Annotated in this window: 17 protein-coding genes; 5 read left to right on the top strand and 12 right to left on the bottom strand. The window is 69.8% G+C overall.

What is annotated here, in order from left to right; genetic code table 11:
• Positions 1–24: 24 nt before the first annotated feature.
• From serA to ilvD, 6 genes are all read right to left on the bottom strand, one after another.
• The gene (gene serA / locus ACZ6ZD_RS34645; protein ID WP_465678599.1) at positions 25–1,623 is read right to left on the bottom strand and encodes a phosphoglycerate dehydrogenase; all 1,599 of its coding nucleotides are present in this window, start codon (positions 1,621–1,623) and stop codon (positions 25–27) included.
• 79 nt (positions 1,624–1,702) lie between these two features.
• Complete coding sequence (locus ACZ6ZD_RS34640; RefSeq protein ID WP_465678598.1) at positions 1,703–2,887, bottom strand: S1 family peptidase; 1,185 nt, start codon at positions 2,885–2,887, stop codon at positions 1,703–1,705.
• Between the two features lie 142 nt (positions 2,888–3,029).
• A complete protein-coding gene (gene ilvC, locus ACZ6ZD_RS34635) occupies positions 3,030–4,049 on the bottom strand; it encodes a ketol-acid reductoisomerase (RefSeq protein ID WP_171677326.1) in 1,020 nt (339 codons plus the stop codon).
• A 63-nt stretch (positions 4,050–4,112) separates the two neighbouring features.
• Positions 4,113–4,736 (bottom strand): acetolactate synthase small subunit, encoded by a 624-nt coding sequence (gene ilvN / locus ACZ6ZD_RS34630; protein WP_465678597.1) that lies wholly within the window; start codon positions 4,734–4,736, stop codon positions 4,113–4,115.
• Positions 4,737–4,812: 76 nt separating this feature from the next.
• Positions 4,813–6,561: an acetolactate synthase large subunit gene (locus ACZ6ZD_RS34625; protein WP_465678595.1), complete on the bottom strand. Its 1,749-nt coding sequence runs from the start codon at positions 6,559–6,561 to the stop codon at positions 4,813–4,815.
• A gap of 231 nt (positions 6,562–6,792) precedes the next feature.
• Complete coding sequence (gene ilvD, locus ACZ6ZD_RS34620) at positions 6,793–8,460, bottom strand: dihydroxy-acid dehydratase (protein ID WP_465678593.1); 1,668 nt, start codon at positions 8,458–8,460, stop codon at positions 6,793–6,795.
• A gap of 54 nt (positions 8,461–8,514) precedes the next feature.
• On the opposite strand from ilvD, the gene ACZ6ZD_RS34615 reads away from it, so the two are divergent.
• Positions 8,515–9,456 carry a class I SAM-dependent DNA methyltransferase gene (locus ACZ6ZD_RS34615; RefSeq protein WP_465678591.1) on the top strand — a complete coding sequence of 314 codons (942 nt, stop codon included), beginning with the start codon at positions 8,515–8,517 and terminating at the stop codon, positions 9,454–9,456.
• On the opposite strand, the gene ACZ6ZD_RS34610 is transcribed toward ACZ6ZD_RS34615, so the two are convergent.
• On the bottom strand, positions 9,453–10,442 hold the full coding sequence (locus ACZ6ZD_RS34610) for a hypothetical protein (protein WP_465678589.1): 990 nt from the start codon (positions 10,440–10,442) through the stop codon (positions 9,453–9,455). The two genes, ACZ6ZD_RS34615 and ACZ6ZD_RS34610, sit on opposite strands and share 4 nt — an antisense overlap.
• A 106-nt stretch (positions 10,443–10,548) precedes the next feature.
• On the opposite strand from ACZ6ZD_RS34610, the gene ACZ6ZD_RS34605 reads away from it, so the two are divergent.
• Positions 10,549–10,866: a hypothetical protein gene (locus ACZ6ZD_RS34605; protein WP_465678587.1), complete on the top strand. Its 318-nt coding sequence runs from the start codon at positions 10,549–10,551 to the stop codon at positions 10,864–10,866.
• Between the two features lie 98 nt (positions 10,867–10,964).
• On the opposite strand, the gene ACZ6ZD_RS34600 is transcribed toward ACZ6ZD_RS34605, so the two are convergent.
• Genes ACZ6ZD_RS34600 through ACZ6ZD_RS34585 form a run of 4 tightly spaced genes read right to left on the bottom strand, consistent with a single transcriptional unit; the run spans position 10,965 to position 13,841 of the window.
• Complete coding sequence (locus ACZ6ZD_RS34600; protein WP_465678585.1) at positions 10,965–11,504, bottom strand: AAA family ATPase; 540 nt, start codon at positions 11,502–11,504, stop codon at positions 10,965–10,967.
• A 20-nt stretch (positions 11,505–11,524) separates the two neighbouring features.
• Complete coding sequence (locus tag ACZ6ZD_RS34595; RefSeq protein ID WP_465678583.1) at positions 11,525–11,797, bottom strand: MoaD/ThiS family protein; 273 nt, start codon at positions 11,795–11,797, stop codon at positions 11,525–11,527.
• Between the two features lie 30 nt (positions 11,798–11,827).
• On the bottom strand, positions 11,828–12,907 hold the full coding sequence (locus tag ACZ6ZD_RS34590; protein ID WP_465678582.1) for a WD40/YVTN/BNR-like repeat-containing protein: 1,080 nt from the start codon (positions 12,905–12,907) through the stop codon (positions 11,828–11,830).
• Positions 12,908–12,920: 13 nt separating this feature from the next.
• Positions 12,921–13,841, bottom strand: coding sequence for a 2-hydroxyacid dehydrogenase (locus ACZ6ZD_RS34585; RefSeq protein WP_465678580.1), 921 nt, complete (start codon positions 13,839–13,841; stop codon positions 12,921–12,923).
• A 147-nt stretch (positions 13,842–13,988) separates the two neighbouring features.
• On the opposite strand from ACZ6ZD_RS34585, the gene ACZ6ZD_RS34580 reads away from it, so the two are divergent.
• The gene (locus tag ACZ6ZD_RS34580) at positions 13,989–15,275 is read left to right on the top strand and encodes a class I SAM-dependent methyltransferase (RefSeq protein WP_465678578.1); all 1,287 of its coding nucleotides are present in this window, start codon (positions 13,989–13,991) and stop codon (positions 15,273–15,275) included.
• A gap of 26 nt (positions 15,276–15,301) precedes the next feature.
• Here ACZ6ZD_RS34580 and ACZ6ZD_RS34575 read toward each other — a convergent pair whose 3' ends face one another.
• Entirely contained in the window at positions 15,302–16,006 is a 705-nt protein-coding gene (locus tag ACZ6ZD_RS34575; protein WP_465678576.1) for a hypothetical protein, read from the bottom strand.
• Positions 16,007–16,072: 66 nt separating this feature from the next.
• Here ACZ6ZD_RS34575 and ACZ6ZD_RS34570 point away from each other — a divergent pair, with 66 nt between their 5' ends.
• Both ACZ6ZD_RS34570 and ACZ6ZD_RS34565 read left to right on the top strand, forming a co-directional pair.
• The gene (locus tag ACZ6ZD_RS34570; RefSeq protein WP_465678574.1) at positions 16,073–17,233 is read left to right on the top strand and encodes a PQQ-dependent sugar dehydrogenase; all 1,161 of its coding nucleotides are present in this window, start codon (positions 16,073–16,075) and stop codon (positions 17,231–17,233) included.
• Positions 17,234–17,345: 112 nt separating this feature from the next.
• A complete protein-coding gene (locus ACZ6ZD_RS34565) occupies positions 17,346–17,951 on the top strand; it encodes a hypothetical protein (protein WP_465678572.1) in 606 nt (201 codons plus the stop codon).
• Positions 17,952–18,080 lie beyond the last annotated feature (129 nt).

Here is an 18,080-nt window from a genome sequence, read left to right as displayed (position 1 = left end):
TAGTTAAACAGCGATCGGGTCTAGTCAGGCGTCAAGGTCCACAGTGCGGGCGGTGTCGGCCTGGACGACGGAGGCGATGTCGTCGAGGAGGGCGGGGGCGACGGCGGAGTCGACCGAGAGGGCGACGAGGGCCTTGCCGCCCTTGCGGTCGCGGCTGACCTGCATGCCGGCGATGTTGACGTCGGCGTCGCCGAGGATGCGGCCGATCTGGCCGACGATGCCCGGGCGGTCCTCGTAGGTGAAGAAGGCGAGGTGGGCGGCGAGCTCGACCTCGACGTCGAAACCGTCGACCTCGACCAGGCGCTCGGACTGCCGGACGCCGACCAGGGTGCCGCTGACCGAGACCTGGACGCCGTCCGCGAGCGTGCCGCGCAGGGTGATCAGGTTGCGGTGCTCGGGGCTCTCGTGGTCGGTGATGAGCCGGACCTCGAGGCCGCGCTCGGCGGCCAGCAGCGGGGCGTTGACGTAGGAGACGTTGTCCTCGACGACGTCGGCGAAGACGCCCTTGAGCGCGGCCAGCTCGAGCACCTTGACGTCGTACTGGGTGATCTCGCCGCGGACCTCGACGTCCAGCTGCTGGGCGACGCCGCCGGCCAGCGCGGTGAAGATCCGGCCGAGCTTCTCGGTCAGCGCGATCCCCGGCCGGACGTCCTCGGCGATCACGCCGCCCTGGACGTTGACGGCGTCCGGCACGAGCTCACCCGACAGCGCCAGCCGGACCGACTTCGCGACCGCGATGCCGGCCTTCTCCTGCGCCTCGTCGGTGGACGCGCCCAGGTGCGGGGTGGCGACGACGTTCTCGAACTCGAACAGCGGGGAGTCGGTGCACGGCTCCTTGGCGAAGACGTCGAGCCCGGCGGCCGCGACGCGACCCTCCTTGAGCGCCGAGTACAGCGCGGTCTCGTCGACGATCCCGCCGCGGGCGGCGTTCACGATGATCACCTCGGGCTTGACCTTGTGCAGCTGCTCGTCGCCGATCAGGCCGATCGTCTCCGGGGTCTTCGGCAGGTGCACCGAGATGAAGTCGGACGCCGCGAGCAACTCGTCGAGCGAGGCGAGCCGGACGCCCATCTGCGCGGCGCGGCCGGCCTGGACGTACGGGTCGTAGGCGATCACGTTCATGCCGAAGGCGGCCAGCCGCTGCGCGACCAGGACGCCGATCTTGCCCAGGCCGACGATGCCGACGGTCTTCTCGAACAGCTCGACGCCGGAGTACTTGCTGCGCTTCCACTCGCCGTTCTTCAGCGACTGGTCGGCGGCCGGGACGCGGCGGGCCGCGGCCAGCAGCAGCGCGACGGCCAGCTCGGCGGCGCTGACGATGTTGGAGGTCGGCGCGTTCACGACCATCACGCCGGCCTGGGTGGCGGCCTTCACGTCGACGTTGTCCAGGCCGACCCCGGCGCGGGCGACGACCTTGAGCTTCTTCGCCGCGGCCAGCGCCTCGGCGTCCACCTTGGTCGCGCTGCGGATCAGGATCGCGTCGACATCGGCGATCGCCGCGAGCAGCTGGGCGCGGTCGGCGCCGTTGGTGTTGCGGATCTCGAAATCGGGTCCGAGGGCCTCGACGGTGGCCGGGCTCAGCTCTTCGGCGATCAGGACGACGGGACGAGTCACATCAGTCATGGGAGAAATCTCCTGCGAAAGCGGTAGGGGCTCGTAAGGATCAGAGCACCGCGCTGTGCCCGCTGAAACTCATCGTACCTCAGGTCGATTCGCACGGACGCGGGTCGGTCATGGGTCGGGACTGGTCGATCAGGAGCGTCCGGCCGGACCACACCAGTTTGTACCTGGTATCGAGCCGGTTGCAGGTCTGGCCGCCGGACTGGTGGGCCGTCGAGGCGAACAGCGCGAGGAACGACATCCGCACGTTCACGCTGTTGTCGGTGTTCTGGGTGATCTCGGTCAGCACCGGGTTGAAGAAGTACGTCGTCTGGTGGCTGCGCCGGTCCTGCTCGACGGTGAGCGCCTTCGCCAGCCGCGGCGAGTAGACCGCGCGGACGGCCTGGAAGTCGTGCCGGTTCTGCAGCGTCAGGTAGTTGGCCAGCGTCTTCTGCGCCTGGGTCGCGAGCTGCGTGGGCGCGACCTGCAGCTTCGGCGTGACCGCGCTCGCCGGGCCGCGGGACTCGTCGCAGCGGCCGCCGAGGTCGGCGACGCCGTCCGTCTGGGCGACGTAGCCCTTCAGCTCCGCGGCCGGGACGATACGGGCGGCAGCGACGTTCTCACCGACGACCATGCCGACCAGCTCGCCCGAGCGACTGACCACCGGGCCGCCGAGCTTGCCGAGGTTCATCACCTCACCCAGCGGGCGCGGACGGCGTACCGAGTCGACGGTCTGGACAGTCAGCTCACCGGACTGCGTGTAACCGATCAGCGCCCGCGCCGCCTGCGGATCCGGCGTACCGGTGGCCAGGGGCAACGTTCGCGCACTCGGCGCGCCAATTACCTGCAGCAGCGCGATGCCGTTGCCCGCACGCAGCACGTTGGCGCGCCGGACCAGGCCGTCCGAGGTGATGACCGCAACGCCTTTCGACTCCTGGACGGCGATCCCGGCGGTCAGGACCAGGCCGTCACCGACGAAGCTGCCGGTGCCTTCGCCGGTACCGCTGCAGGTCGTCGCGAGCACTCGAACGACGCTCGGCTTCGCTGCGGCCAGCGCCTCGGCAGTATCGATCGACAGCCGGTCCTGCCGGACGAACCAACCAGTGGCCGCGCCACCGGCGACAACGAGCAGCAGGACGACGAAACCGGCCAGAAAGCGACCGAAGAGCCAGGGCCCACGCTGCGGCACCGGAGTGCGCGGCCGGCTCGGCTGCAGTTGCGTCAGCGGAGGCGCACCCGCGGGAACCCGCCGGGGCGGTCGCGGCGGCGCCGGCCTGCCGTCGTGCACCACCGAATGACCCTCCTCGCTGAACGAACCACGCTGCGTCCCGATTCTGCCAGGTCGAACGGGCCCAGCAGCGGCTTTCCAGGACACGGCAAAGGCCCGGTCCATCCACCTGAATGGTCCGGGCCTTGTCCGTGCGGCTCGATCAGCGAGCGGCAGTGCCCTCGACGTAGTCCTCGTCGTGCGACTTGACCCACGCCATCAGCGCGCGCAGCTCCTTGCCGGTGGCCTCGATCGGGTGCGACTCGCTCGCCTTGCGGAACTCGGCGAACTCCGGCGCGCCGGCGTCCTGGTCGGCGATGAAGCGGTTGGCGAAGGTGCCGTCGACGATGTCGTTCAGCACGTCCTTCATCCGGGCCTTGACCGACGCGTCGATGACCCGCGGGCCGGAGACGTAGTCGCCGTACTCGGCGGTGTCGGAGACCGACCAGCGCTGCTTGGCGATGCCGCCCTCGTACATCAGGTCGACGATCAGCTTCAGCTCGTGCAGGCACTCGAAGTACGCGACCTCGGGCTGGTAGCCCGCCTCGGTCAGCGTCTCGAAGCCGGCCTGGACCAGCGCCGACACGCCACCGCAGAGGACGGCCTGCTCACCGAACAGGTCGGTCTCGGTCTCCTCGGTGAAGGTGGTCTTGATCCCGCCGGCCCGCAGGCCGCCGATGCCCTTGGCGTAGGACAGCGCCAGGTCCCAGGCCTTGCCGGAGGCGTCCTGCTCGACCGCGACCAGCACCGGGACGCCGCGGCCCTCGGTGTACTCACGGCGGACCAGGTGCCCCGGGCCCTTCGGGGCGACCATGAACACGTCGACGCCGGCCGGGGGCTTGATGTAGCCGAACCGGATGTTGAAGCCGTGCCCGAAGACGAGCGCGTCGCCGTCGGCCAGGTTCGGCTCGATCGCCTCGGCGTACAGCTTGCGCTGGGCCGGGTCCGGCGCGAGGACGACGATGACGTTGGCCTCCTCGACGGCCTCGGCCGGGGTGACGACCCGCAGGCCCTCGGCCTCCGCCTTGGCCCGGCTCTTCGAGCCCTCGAGCAGACCGACGCGGACGTCGACGCCGGAGTCGCGCAGCGACAGGGCGTGGGCGTGGCCCTGGGAACCGTAGCCGAGGACGGCCACGCTCTTGCCCTGGATCACCGACAGGTCGGCGTTGTCGTCGTAGAACATTTCTGCTGCCACTTGGAGCTTTCTCCTCTATAGATGGGTACGGCGCTCAGCCACGCGGGCTGGTTATCTGGCCGCGGTACGGCCCGGCGGCGGCGCCGGCACCGGGTGGTGACGTTCTGCTGGGGGCTGCGCCTGCACTGTCGGGGTCCCCGACTGGACGTGCGGCGGCGGCACCGGGACCGGCCGTAGCGTGCGGTCGGAGATGGAGCGGCTGCCCCGTCCGATCGCCACCATGCCGGACTGCACCAGCTCGCGGACGCCGAAGGGTTCCAGCACCCGGAGCATGGCCTCGAGTTTCTCGGGATTACCGGTCGCCTCGATCGTGATCGCGTCCGGTGCCACGTCCACCACCTTCGCACGGAACAGCTGGACGGTCTCCAGCACCTGCCCCCTGGTCAGGGTGTCGGCCTTCACCTTGACCAGCAGCAGCTCGCGCTGCACGGTCTGCGTGGGCTCGAGTTCGACGATCTTGATCACGTTCACCAGCTTGTTCAGCTGCTTGGTGATCTGCTCCAGCGGCTGCTCGTCCACGCTGACCGCGATCGTCATCCGGGACACCTCCGGATGCTCGGTCGGGCCGACCGCGAGCGAGTCGATGTTGAACCCGCGGCGCGAGATCAAAGCCGCGACCCGGGCCAGCACACCGTGCTTGTTCTCGACCAGAATGCTCAGCGTGTGCTTGCTCATCGTCGTCCTCGCTTCGCTCCGGGCGCCGCTGAGCGATGCTCGCTGTGCTGGATTGTGCCTTCGCTTCGCTCAGTCACTAGAGCTCCTCGCCGTCCCACTTGGGCGCCATGTCGCGGGCGATCTGGATCTCGTCGTTGCTGACGCCGGCGGCGACCATCGGCCAGACCATCGCGTCGCGGTGCACGACGAAGTCGACCACGACCGGCTGATCGGTGACCGACATCGCCTTGTCGATCGTCGCGTCCACGGAGTCCTTGTCCGAGCAGCGCAGTCCGACGCAGCCCATCGCCTCGGCGAGCTTGGCGAAGTCCGGGATGCGGGTCGAGTGCAGGTCGGTGTTGGAGTAGCGCTTGTCGTAGAACAGCGTCTGCCACTGCCGGACCATGCCCAGCGACTGGTTGTTGATCACGGCAACCTTGATCGGGATGCCCTCCAGCGCGCAGGTGACCAGCTCCTGGTTGGTCATCTGGAAGCAGCCGTCGCCGTCGATCGCCCACACGGTCTTGTCGGGCATCGCGGTCTTGGCGCCCATCGCGGCCGGCACCGAGTAGCCCATCGTGCCGAGGCCGCCGGAGTTCAGCCAGTGCCGCGGCTTCTCGAACGGCAGGAAGTGCGCGGACCACATCTGGTGCTGGCCGACGCCCGCGGTGTAGATCGCATCCGGGCCGGCGATCTGGCCGATCCGCTGGATCACGTGCTGCGGGGACAGCGTGCCGTCCTCGGGCTCGTCGAAACCGAGTGGGTACTTGGCCCGGACGGCCTCCAGCTGGTGCCGCCAGGTCTCGTACGACGGCGTCCGTCCGGAGTTCGCGATCTCGGTCCGCAGGGCGGCGATCAGATCGGTGATGACCTCCTTGCAGTCACCCACGATCGGGACGTCGGCGGCCCGGTTCTTGCCGATCTCGGCCGGGTCGATATCGGCGTGGATGACCTTCGCCTCGGGGGCGAACGAGTCCAGCTTGCCGGTCACCCGGTCGTCGAACCGGGCGCCGAGCGTGATCAGCAGGTCGGAGCGCTGCAGGGCGCCGACCGCGGAGACCGAGCCGTGCATCCCCGGCATGCCGAAGTGCAGCTCGTGGGTGTCGGGCAGCGCGCCGCGGGCCATCAGCGTCGTGACCACCGGGATGCCGAGCAGCTCGGCGAGCTCCTTGAGCTCCCGCTCCGCCTGCGCGCGGATGACGCCGCCGCCGACGTACAGCACCGGCTTCTCGGCCGCGGTGATGAGACGGGCCGCCTCGCGCACCTGCTTGGGGTGCGGGCGGGTGACCGGGCGGTACCCGGGCAGCGACAGCTCGGTCGGCCACTGGAAGTCGACCTTGGCCTGCATCGCGTCCTTGGTGACGTCGACCAGCACCGGGCCGGGCCGGCCGGTGCTCGCGATGTGGAACGCCTCCGCGATCGTGCTGGCGATGTCGTTCGGGTCGTTGACCAGGAAGTTGTGCTTGGTGATCGGCATCGTGATGCCGCGGATGTCGGCCTCCTGGAAGGCGTCCGTCCCGATCGCGGCACTGGCCACCTGACCGGTGATCGCGACCAGCGGCACCGAGTCCATGTAGGCGTCCGCGATCGGCGTCACCAGGTTGGTCGCGCCCGGGCCCGAGGTCGCCATGCAGACGCCGACCTTGCCGGACGCGGCGGCGTACCCCTGGGCGGCGTGGCCGGCGCCCTGCTCGTGACGTACCAGGATGTGGCGGATCTGGGTCGAGTCGAGCATCGGGTCGTACGCCGGGAGAATCGCGCCGCCCGGGATGCCGAAGACGGTGTCCACTCCGGCATGTTCCAGTGCGCGGATCAGAGCCTGTGCCCCGGTCAGCTGCTCACTCATGAGTGCCTTCCCTCAGTGATGTCACGAAAGTACTTGCCCGTCCAACAACCGTGTTCAATAAAAAGGCCCCCTCAGCGTTGGCTGAAGGGGCGCGCTCGACTCGGTGGTCGCGTCAGTCGGCGCGCCGCACAAGTACGAGAAGAATCGATCGCATGTAGGCATTATTGGCCTGCGGCCCGTCGCCGGGTCAAGTTCTGGTCTGGTGGGTCTCATTTGCTGAGATGACCGTCTTTAGATGCAGACGGCGCCTTCGGAGGCCGAGCGGACGAGTCGCGTGTACTTGCCCAGCACGCCCTTGGTGATCGCGGGCTGTTTCGGCGTCCAGCCGGTCGCGCGCCGGGTGAGCTCCTCGGGGTCGACATGCAGCTCGAGCGTGCGGTTCGCCACATCCAGGGTGATCCGGTCGCCGTCGCGGACGAACGCGATCGGGCCGCCGTCCACGGCCTCGGGGGCGACGTGGCCGACGCACAGCCCCGTCGTCCCGCCGGAGAAGCGGCCGTCGGTGAGCAGCAGGACGTCCTTGCCGAGGCCGGCGCCCTTGATCGCGCCGGTGACCGCGAGCATCTCGCGCATCCCCGGGCCGCCCTTCGGGCCTTCGTAGCGGATCACGACCACGTCACCCGGGTTCAGCTCCGGGACGGCGTCCATCGCGGCCCGCTCGCCGTCGAAGACCCGCGCGGTGCCCTCGAAGACATCGGAGTCGAAGCCGGCGCTCTTCACGACCGCGCCCTCGGGGGCGAGTGTGCCGTGCAGGATCGTGATGCCGCCGGTCGGGTGGATCGGTTGGTCGAGGGCCCGGATGATCGCGCCGTCGACGTCCGGCGGGGCGATGTCGGCGAGGTTCTCGGCCATCGTCTTGCCGGTGACGGTCAGGCAGTCGCCGTGCAGCAGACCGGCGTCCAGTAGCGCGCGCATGATCACCGGGATGCCGCCGACGCGGTCGACGTCCGTCATCACGTACCGGCCGAACGGCTTCAGGTCGCCCAGGTGCGGGACCTTGTCGCCGACCCGGTTGAAATCGGCGAGCGTCAGGTCGACCTCGGCCTCGCGGGCGATCGCGAGCAGGTGCAGGACGGCGTTCGTCGAGCCGCCGAGCGCCATCACGACGGCGATCGCGTTCTCGAAGGCCTCCTTGGTGAGGATCTGCCGGGCGGTGATACCGCGCTGCAGCAGGCCGACGACGGCCTCACCGGACTTGCGAGCGTAGCCGTCGCGACGTCGGTCCACCGCGGGCGGCGCGGCCGAGCCGGGCAGCGACATCCCGAGCGCCTCAGCGGACGCCGCCATCGTGTTGGCCGTGTACATACCGCCGCAGGCGCCTTCGCCGGGGCAGATCGCGCGCTCGACGGCGTCCACCTCCTCGCGGGTGATCAAGCCGCGGACGCAGGCGCCGACCGCTTCGAACGCGTCGATGATCGTGACGTCCTTGTCCCCGAGGCGGCCGGGCATGATGGAGCCGGCGTACAGGAAGACACTGGCCAGATCGAGGCGGGCGGCGGCCATCAGCATCCCGGGCAGGGACTTGTCGCAGCCGGCCAGCAGGACCGAGCCGTCGAGCCGCTCGGCCTCCATCACGGTCTCGACCGAGTCGGCGATGATCTCGCGGCTGACGAGCGAGTAGTGCATCCCGACATGGCCCATCGAGATGCCGTCGGAGACGCTGATCGTGCCGAACTCGAGCGGGTATCCCCCGGCCGCGTGCACGCCTTCCTTGACCGCCTTCGCGAGCCGGTCCAGCGACAGGTTGCAGGGGGTGATCTCGTTCCAGCTGGACGCGACGCCGACCTGCGGCTTCGCCCAGTCGTCGTCCCCCATCCCCACCGCTCGGAGCATCCCGCGGCTGGCGGTGGCTTCGAGTCCGTCGGTGACCGTCCGGCTGCGGGGCTTCACGTCGACCATGGGCTCACTGTAATCACGTTGCCCTCGGGTAAGGCGATGCTTACCGTGACGCTCGTGGACCCTTATGGTGACGAAGACCTGGTCGAGTTGTACGACCTCGACAACGCTGACGGCGACGACCACGCCTACTACCGCGCCCTCGCGGACTCGCTGGGCGCGCGCAAGATCATCGACCTCGGCTGCGGCACGGGCCTGCTCACCCACACGCTCGCCCGCCCCGGCCGCTCCGTCACCGGCATCGACCCCAGCCGCACCATGCTCGACTACGCCCGCCGCACCCCGTCGTCCATCACCTGGCTCCACGGCGACCACACAGCGCTGCCGGCCACCGGCGACGCCGACCTGGTAGTGGCCACCGGCAACGTTCTGATGCATCTCGCGGATTTGCCCCCGGTCTTCGCCGCCATCGCAGCCGCCCTCCGGCCCGGCGGAGTCTTCGCCTTCGAATCCCGCACCCCAGCCTCACAAGCCTGGATCCACTGGACCCGCGAGTCGACGTACAGCGAACGCGAGACGCCGTTCGGCCATCTGGTGGAGTGGCTGGACCTCATCTCGGCCCCAACCCACGCCTCACGACCCCTCACCCAGCCCACGTCGCCCCACGCCCCACACGTACCCCCGGCCCCCACCCAACCCCCGTCCGCGCCAGCTCCGACGCCGTCGGCCCACCCCCCACGTGTGATCCCGGCCCCCGCTCCCGCCTCGCCGGCTTCCGCCTCGGCCCACGTCAGCTCGGGGCCGACGGCCCCCGGCTCGGGGCCGTCCTTGGAGTTCTCGCCCTTGGAGGACACGGCGGTGGTTGTTTTCGATGCCCACAACGTGTTCCCCAGCGGGGAGGACCGGGTGTTCCGGAACACGCTCTGCTTCCGCCCGTACGCCGTCGTCCGGGCCGCTCTCGTCGACGCCGGGTTCGACGTGCGGGCGGATCGGAACTGGAGCGGCGAGACTTTCACCGAGGACGCGCGGTTGATGGTGGTGCGGGCGACTCGGGGCTAGCTCATGTGCCGGCTGACGGTTTCGGCGAAGCCGGTGGCGCCGCCGACGTACCCCCAGGGGACGCTCTCGATCCGGCCAGTGGTGAGGACGGCGTGCTCCAGCGCCTCGTCCTTCGCGGTCGCCCACTTGAGCGCGAACGCGAGCGCGCCGTGCGCGGAGATGTCCGCCGGGTCCGGCGTCCGGTCCGCGACCCACCACTTGTCCCGGACGGCGAGCAGTTCCTCGCGCCGGCCGGTGACCTCCTGGACGTAGCGCTTCATCCGCTGCACCCGCGGCGACTCTTGATCGGTGGCGACCTCGAGCCACAACTCGTTGAACGCGTGCGCCGCGATCGTGCACAGGACACTCCCCGGCCGGGCCCGCCCGAGCACCGCCTGCCCGAACTCGACCAGATCGGTCAGCTCCAGCCCCGACCACTTCGGCGCGAGCACCTGCACCCGCCCGGTGTGCGCCGCGTAACTGGCCGGATTCCGGACGAGCGCCGCGTGGAAGATCTCCGCCTTGTCCGGCAGCGAGGCTCCCAGCCCGAGCGCCGCCCACTGCAGCACCTCCCACGGCACCGCGTCGTCCGCATTCGCCACGATCGCCCGCTGCAACACGTCGGCCGCCGTCCGCAGAATCCCCTGGAACATCACCAGCCGCTGCTCCGACACCTCCGCCACGGGCGCCGCCGTCCGCACACCCCAGGCCTCGAACACCAGCGTCTGCCCGAGCCACAACAACAGATCCGGATCACTCGGGTAAGCCTCCAGCCGCAACTCCAGCTGCTCGCTCCGCCCGACCGCCGCCTTCGCCAGCCCCGTCGCCCGAATCGACCGCAGGTTCGTATTCGCCGGCGTCACCCGCAACAACCCCAGCCCCGGCGTCAGGTCCCCACGCCGCGCCGCCGCCCACGCCGCATCCAGCTCCGCGTCCACCCAGGCCTGATCCAGCCGTACCCCGGCCACATCAACCCCCGGCGCCCGCCTCCACGAGAAGATCCCCATTTCCGGATCGTAAGAGTTTCAATGGCCCACCGGACCAGGTTTGCATGTTGTTGCAACAGCCCACCACGCCCTTCCTGCGCTGACCGGCCGGCGCGATACTGCGCTCATGTGGGCAGTCATCGGCGTCTGGGAGATCGACCCCGAGCTCATCGAGGGCCTGCGCGACCAGCTGACCCTGATGGCCTCGAGCAAGATCGCCCTGCCCGGCTTCGTCCACGGCACCTGGACCCGCGACGGCCACATGATCCAGGTCTACGCCGACGAAGCGTCCGCCCGGCACTACCACCAGTCCATGCTCGACCAGAACGTCGTCACCCGCCCCGGCGTCCGCAACCTCGTCTGGGCCGTCTCCGAAGTCGGCGCCGAATCCGACTCCACCGGCTGGACCGACCGCAGCGGCACCCATCACCCGCCCCCGTCGTAAACCCCGACCCGAACAACAGGAGGTACTGACCACCAACGCCGTATCTGCAGCGCGGGACAGCCCGGCAGGCGCCGGTACCTCCTGTCCTTCGTGCTGCCCTAGCGGAGGTGGTGCGTTCCGGCAGTGACGGCCGTGCGGACGGCGGCGGCCGTGGCGGCCGGAGTCTGAGCCGTGGGATCGAGAACGTGCGATTCGAGCGGGCCCAGGTCGGCGAAGCTCTGGTGGAGGGCGGTGATCGGGTCTTCGTCGCGGAGGGCTTCGGGGCCCCGGGCCTGGGCGCGGGCCAGCGTCGCCGCAAGGGTCGGGCGGAGGACGACGTACGAGACCGTCAGCCCGTCGCGGCGCGCCACGGCACGGAACGGCTCGAGGAACCACGGGCCGATCACTCCGTCGACGACCACGTCGTATCCGCCGCGGGCGTACGTCGCCGCGGCCGCCACGTACGCCTGGACGACGACCTCGTTCTGGTGCTGGGACTCGGGCAGGTACGGCGGGATGAAACCCGTCCGGATCGCGCCGAAGAACTGGTCGGTCGTCAGGTGCACGGACGGCCGGTCCGCTTCGGCGGCGAGCAGGCCCGCGACAGTTGTCTTACCGGCACCGGGCGGACCGGTCACCACGATGATTTCGCCGTTCACGGCACCGGAGGCTACCGCCTTCAGCCGCCGGCGACGCTCGGGAGGACGAGGAGCTGCGCGTTGTCGGGCAGCGGGGTGTCAGGGCCGGCCAGGTCGCGGATGTTGTCCTGACCGAGGTAGATGTTCACATGCCGCCGGATGGCGCCCTGGTCATCGGTCAGTCGCCGACGCAGCGGCGCCTCGAGCGCCGCCAACGCCGCACCGACCGTGCAGTCGGCGCCCGGATCGACCTCGACCTGCTCGGCTCCACCCGCAAACGGCCGTAACACCGGCGGCAACCGAACGACAATCATCCGCCCACCTCCGCAACCGGGTAGGTCATGTCAGATCACCGCAGCGCGGAGGGTGAGCACGTCGGGCAGGTGACGCGCGACCTCGACCCAGGTGTCACCGGCGTCCGCGCTGGCGTAGACGCAGCCGTCCCGCGTGCCGACGTAGACGCCCGCGGACTCGGCGGTGTCGGTCGTGAGCGCGTCGCGCAGGACGGGGACGTACGAGACGTCGGGGAGCCCCTGCGCCAACGGCTCCCAGGTCGCGCCGGCGTCCCGGGAGCGGTAGACGCGACAGCTGGAGCCGGGCGGCATCCGGTTGCCGTCGGCAATCAATGGGAAGACGTAGACGGTGTCGGGCTCGTGCGGGTGGACGGCGATCGGGAAGCCGAAGTCCGAGGGAAGGCCGTCCGCGATGGACTTCCAGATCGCGCCGCCGTCGTCGGAGCGGTAGACGCCGTGATGGTTCTGCGCGAACATCCGCTCGGGGACGGCGGGATGCGCGGCCAGCTTGTGCACGCACTGGCCGAACTCCGGATCCGGGTCGGGCAGGAAGTACGCCTTGATGCCGTGATTCGCCGGCGACCAGGACGCGCCGCCGTCGGTCGTCTGGTAGACGCCGCCGGTCGACATCGCGACGCTCAGCCGCGCGGGGTCGGTCGGATGCGGCAGCACGGTGTGCACGGCCTGACCGCCGTACCCCGCGCCCCACTGCTCGCGATGCGGGTGGTCCCACAGGCCGCGGACGAGCTCGAAGGTCACGCCGCTGTCGGTCGACTTCCACAAGGCGGAGGGCTGGCTGCCGGCGTACACCACGCCGGGCTCGGCGCCGGGCTGGATCTGCCAGACCCGCTCCAGCGAGGCATCCGTGCCGGCCGGGAAGCCGATCGAACCCTCCGGCGGCTCGGCCCACGTCTGCCCGAGGTCGTCGGAATGGAAGACGGCCGGCCCCCAGTGCTCACTTGTGCCACCGACGAAGAGCCGCGGCTGCGCGCCGCGCGTGTCGATGCCCACGGCGTACACGCCCTGCATCTCGAACGCGGGCCCGCTCAGGCTCCACTCCCGGCGCGCAGCGTCGCTGCGGCCGATCCAGAGCCCGTTCTTCGTCCCGATCAGCAGTACGGCCTCGGACATCGTCGTCCTCCTCCTAGCGCGGTGGCCCCGCCACCACATTGATGAGTGCTTCGCCGCTCTGGAACCGCTCCAGCTGCGCGCGCACCAGCCGGGCCACCCGCGGCTCGAAAGCCGTCGAGGCGCCGCCGCGATGCGGGTTGATCAGCACATTCGGAGCAGACCACAGCGGATGACCAGTGGGCAACGGCTCGGGATCGGTCACGTCGAGCGCCGCGGCGATCCGGCCGGTGGCCAGCTCGGCGACCAGCGCGTCGGTGTCGACGATCACGCCGCGGGCGATGTTCACCAGCAGGGCGCCGTCCTTCAGCTGGGCGAGGAACTTCGCGTCGACCATCCCGCGGGTCTCGTCGGTGGCCGGCGTCAGCAGGACGACGACGTCCGCGCGCGGCAGCAGGTCGGGCAGGTCGCCGATCGGATGGACGCCGTCGCGCGGGCGGCGCGCGACCCGCAGCACCTCACACTCGAAGCCGGCCAGCCGCCGCTCCAGCGCCTCCCCGATCGAGCCGTAGCCGACGATCAGGACCGTCCGGTCCGCGAGCGACTCGTCCATCTCGACGTAATCCGTCGGCCAGACGCCGAGCTCCTGGTTCCGCACGGCCCGCGGGAGCCGCCGGTACGACGCGAGGATCAGCCCGACCGCCAGCTCCGCCGTCGACGCGTCGTGCACCCCGCGCGCGTTACACAGCGTCACGCCCTCGGGGACGAGCGGCAACACACTCTCGAACCCGGCCGTCTGCAACTGGACCACTTTGAGCGCGGGCAGCGCCGCGAACGCCGCAGGGAGGTCCATTCCGACCATGTACGGCGGGACGAAGAACTCGACCTCGTCGAGCCCCGCGCTCCCGTCAGCCGGCACCACACCGGCCCCGACCGGCAGCCCGCCGAGCACCCGCTCCGGCTCCGCCCACGGCAACCACGCCTTCACTTCACGCATGCCCCAAAACCTACTCTGCCGCCCGGACAGTTCCGGCCACCAGCCCTTCGACCGACTTTGAAACGTTTCCGCACACGCCGAGGTCACGTAACGCTATGACCTTCGAGCCCGGCACACCGGGCGCTACGAGAAGGCGGTGACACGTCGATGACGACGCTTGCAACCCGGGTATCGATCGCGGACGCCCTGACCACCGTCGCCCCCGACGGCCTCCCGTTCCGCTTCACGGCGTACGACGGCAGCGTCGCCGGCCCGGCCGACGCCGAGATCCGGCTGCACCTGGCGAACGAGCGCGGCCTGTCCTACATCCTCACCGCACCGGGCGACCTGGGCCTGGTCCGCGCCTACGTCATGGGCGATCTCGAGATCACCGGCGTCCACCCCGGCAACCCGTACGAGCTGATGCGGATCCTCCTCACCGAGCTGCACTTCGAACGCCCCACCCCGGCCGAAGCGCTCCGCATCGTCCGCGGCCTCGGCTGGAGCCACCTCAAGCCCCCGCCCCCGCCACCCCAAGAGGCCCTCCCCCGCTGGCGCCGCGCCTTCGAAGGCCTGCTGCACTCCCGCGGCCGCGACCACACCGCCATCCACCACCACTACGACGTCTCGAACCAGTTCTACGCCTACATCCTCGGCCCCTCGATGACCTACACCTGCGCCGTCTTCCCCACCCCGGACACGACGCTGGAACAAGCGCAGTACGAGAAATACGACCTGATCGCCCGCAAACTCGACCTCAAACCCGGCATGCGCCTACTCGACATCGGCTGCGGCTGGGGCGGCATGCTCCGCCACGCGGCCCGCGAGTACGGCGTCCAGGCCCTGGGCGTCACCCTCGCCGGGGAGCAGGCCGAATGGGCCGCCGAGGCCATCAAACGCGAGAACCTGGACCATCTCTGCGAAGTCCGCCACCTCGACTACCGCGACGTCCCCGAACGCGACTTCGACGCCATCAGCTCCATGGGCATGACCGAACACATCGGCGTCCGCAGCTACCCCGCCTACTTCGCCTTTCACCTCGACCACCTCCGCCCCGGCGGCCGCCTCCTCAACCACTGGATCACCCGCCCCGACAACCGCCCCCGCTCCACCGGCCCCTTCATCGACCGCTACATCTTCCCCGACGGCGAACTCACCGGCTCCGGCCACCTCGTCACCCAAGCCGAGAACGCCGGCTTCGAAGTCCGCCACACCGAAAACCTCCGCGAGCACTACGCCCTGACCCTCACCCACTGGTCCCAAAACCTACAAACCAACTGGGACAAAGCAGTCACCGAAGTAGGCCCCGCCACCGCCAAGATCTGGGCCCTCTACCTAGCCGCCGGCCGAGTCTCCTTCAACCGCAACACCACCCAACTACACCAACTCCTAGCCGTAAAACTAGACCAAACCTCCACCGCCCACTTCCCGCTCCGCCCCACCTGGGCAAGCTGACCGTTCGGCCTCCCCGGGATTGCGGATCAGGACGCTACTGAGATCTGGAGTTCGGTGGGGGTGAGGCTGCGGTTGCCGGCTTTGTCGTAGGACCAGGCGAGGATGCGGGTCGGGCCGGAAGCGGTGAGGGTGGCAGTGGCTTTGCCGGGGCAGAGCGGGACGTCGACAGTGGGCTCGGAGGTGTCGATGGTGAAGGCGTAGCGGGCCAGGTCCGTGGCGCCGTTGGCGGCGAAGGTGAGGGTGATCCGCTGGCCGACCTTGTACGGGCCGGGTGAGGCGGTGAGCGTCGGAGCGCTGGGCCGGACGGTGTCGAGGGTCAGCTCGCAGCCCTTCGACCACGGCGACGCCTCACCTGTGGCCTCCTCCACGACACGGGCCTGCCAGGAGTAGGTGTTGGCATCGGCGAGGGTCGGGTTCGTCTGGCTCTGGAACCAGGAGCCGACGGTCTTGGTGAAGCTCTCGGTGGCGAAGACCTCTGATCCGTCCGCAAGGTTCTTCACGCGGTACTCGACCTTCACGGACCGAGCGTCCCATTCGTCGCGAGCGGGGACGAAGGCTTCGAGACGCGGCGTGACCTGGTTGGTCACGGGGCGCTGCGGGCCGCGGACGCACTTGGTTGCCGGGTTCACCGTACGGAGATTTGCGTCCGCGATCGGGGCGGGGGCGGCGTGCGCCATCGTCGGGACGAAGAGGGCGATCAGAGTCGAGGCGACGAGCAGGCGGGTGCGCATGTGTGGTCCTTGCGTGAGTGGGCGGCGTGCGTGGGTTGAGCGTAAAGCGGGGCGAGCGGGGGCTCAATGTCAATTGGTGCAACTGGTGTGGGGTGGTGGCTAGGTTGGGGGGACGGCGATGGAGGAGGGTCTGTGCGGGTTGTGGCGGCGGTGGCTGCGGTGGTTTTGGTGGCTGGGTGTTCGGGGGCGGACGGCGGGTCGGGGGTGGGTGGGGTGAGCGGGCCGACGGCTTCGGGTTCGGCTACGGCTTCGGGGAGTGGGACGGCGGGGGCGGTGGGGTTGCGGGTGGAGTCGGTGGTGGCTACGGGGTTGGAGGTGCCTTGGGGGGTTGCGTTTTTGCCGGATGGGAGTGCGTTGGTGAGTGAGCGCGACTCCGGGAAGGTGAAGCGGGTCGCGGGTGGGGTAGTGACTGAGGTTGGGGTGGTTGAGGGGGTTGATCGGTCGGCGGAGGGCGGGTTGTTGGGGGTGGCGGTGGATGCGAAGGGTGAGTACTTGTATGCGTACTACTCGACGTCCAGCGACAACCGGATCGCGCGGATCAGGTATGCCGGGGGGCGGTTGGCGGAGCAGCGGGTGATTGTGGAGGGGATTCCGCAGGCGGCGGTTCATAACGGGGGGCGGTTGCGGTTCGGGGCGGACGGGTTCTTGTATGCGGGGACGGGCGATGGCGGGGATCGGCCGTTGTCGCAGGAGGACGGGTCGCTGGGCGGGAAGATCTTGCGGGTGACGACGGAGGGGAAGGCGGCGCCGGGGAATCCGGGTGGGCGGTTGTGGATCTCGAAGGGGCACCGGAACGTGCAGGGGCTGGCGTTCGAGGGCGGGCAGTTGTACGCCGCTGAGTTCGGGCAGAACACGTGGGACGAGTTGAACGCGATCACGGTGGGCGCGAACTACGGGTGGCCGGCGGCGGAGGGGGCCGAGGGGCTGGACGGGATGACGGATCCGATCGCGCAGTGGAAGACCAGCGAGGCGTCGCCGAGTGGGGTGACGTTTGCCCGGGGCCACATTTTCATGGCGTCGTTGCGGGGTGAGCGGTTGTGGGCGGTGCCGGTCGCGGGTGGGAAGCGGGTCGGTGAGCCGAAGGCGTTCTTCGCCGGGGAGTACGGGCGGTTGCGGACGGTCGAGGCCGCGCCGGACGGGTCGTTGTGGGTGACGACGTCGAACACCGACGGGCGCGGGGACGCCCGGGACGGCGACGACCGGATCCTGCGGGTGACGATCAGCTGAAGGAAAGTTGTTGCCTGACTGACATCTGAGCAGTCAACCGTTTCGGGATTTCGGCCGTCTGGTACTAGTGGAAGGAAACCCTTACCCACAAGCTTTTTCGACAGGAGTGGTGATGCTGTCCAACCAGGTGTCCGTTGTCCCCAGCAGTGTGGTCGCTGCCGAGAGCACCTTCGAGGATGCTCAGCAGACGGTGGCCTATCTGCGAAGTTACGGGATGGAAGCGGGCAGCCTGGAGGTGGTCGGCGCCGAGCTCCGCCTGTCGCGCAGACCCGCGGCCGTGCCGGTCGTCCGGCGGACGTTCGCCAGTGCCGGCGCGGGTGCGCTCCTCGGCGTCCTGAGCGGCGTCTTCGTGACGCTGGTCGCGGAGACGACGATGAGCGGGTTCGCCGTGCTGCTGTGGGGGTTCGTGTACGGCGTCCTGGTCGGCGCGATGTGGGGGCTGTTCCAGGGCCTGGTGCGCAACCGGCCCGACGCTCCCCTGGTCGAGACGATCGTCCCGTCGTACTACGAGGTGCGCAGCCGGGTGGACGACGTCCCGGTCGCGCTGTCGCTACTCGGCGTCGAGCCGGAGCCCGAGTACGCACCCGAGCCCGAGCCGGCAGCCGAGATCGAGGTCGAACCGCAGCCGCAGCCCGTCGTCCAGCCGGCGGCGGCCGAGAAGCACCCGCCGGTGAAGAAGACCCGCGGCCGGAAACGCAAGGCCGCTCAAGGCGTGTGAGGTGGGGGCGGGGTGGCCGGCCCCCCCCCCCAGCTCAGATCCCCCGGTTGTTTTTTCGTAGCTCGCGGACCCTTGGCGCGTCCGCCTGGCCGTGCATGTTCTTCCTGCCGGGGAGAATCCGCGGGCCGG

The organism is Kribbella sp. NPDC104218 (assembly GCF_055584105.1).
The sequence above is the reverse complement of the archived record's forward strand: the minus strand, read 5'-3'. Positions and strand labels throughout refer to the sequence as shown.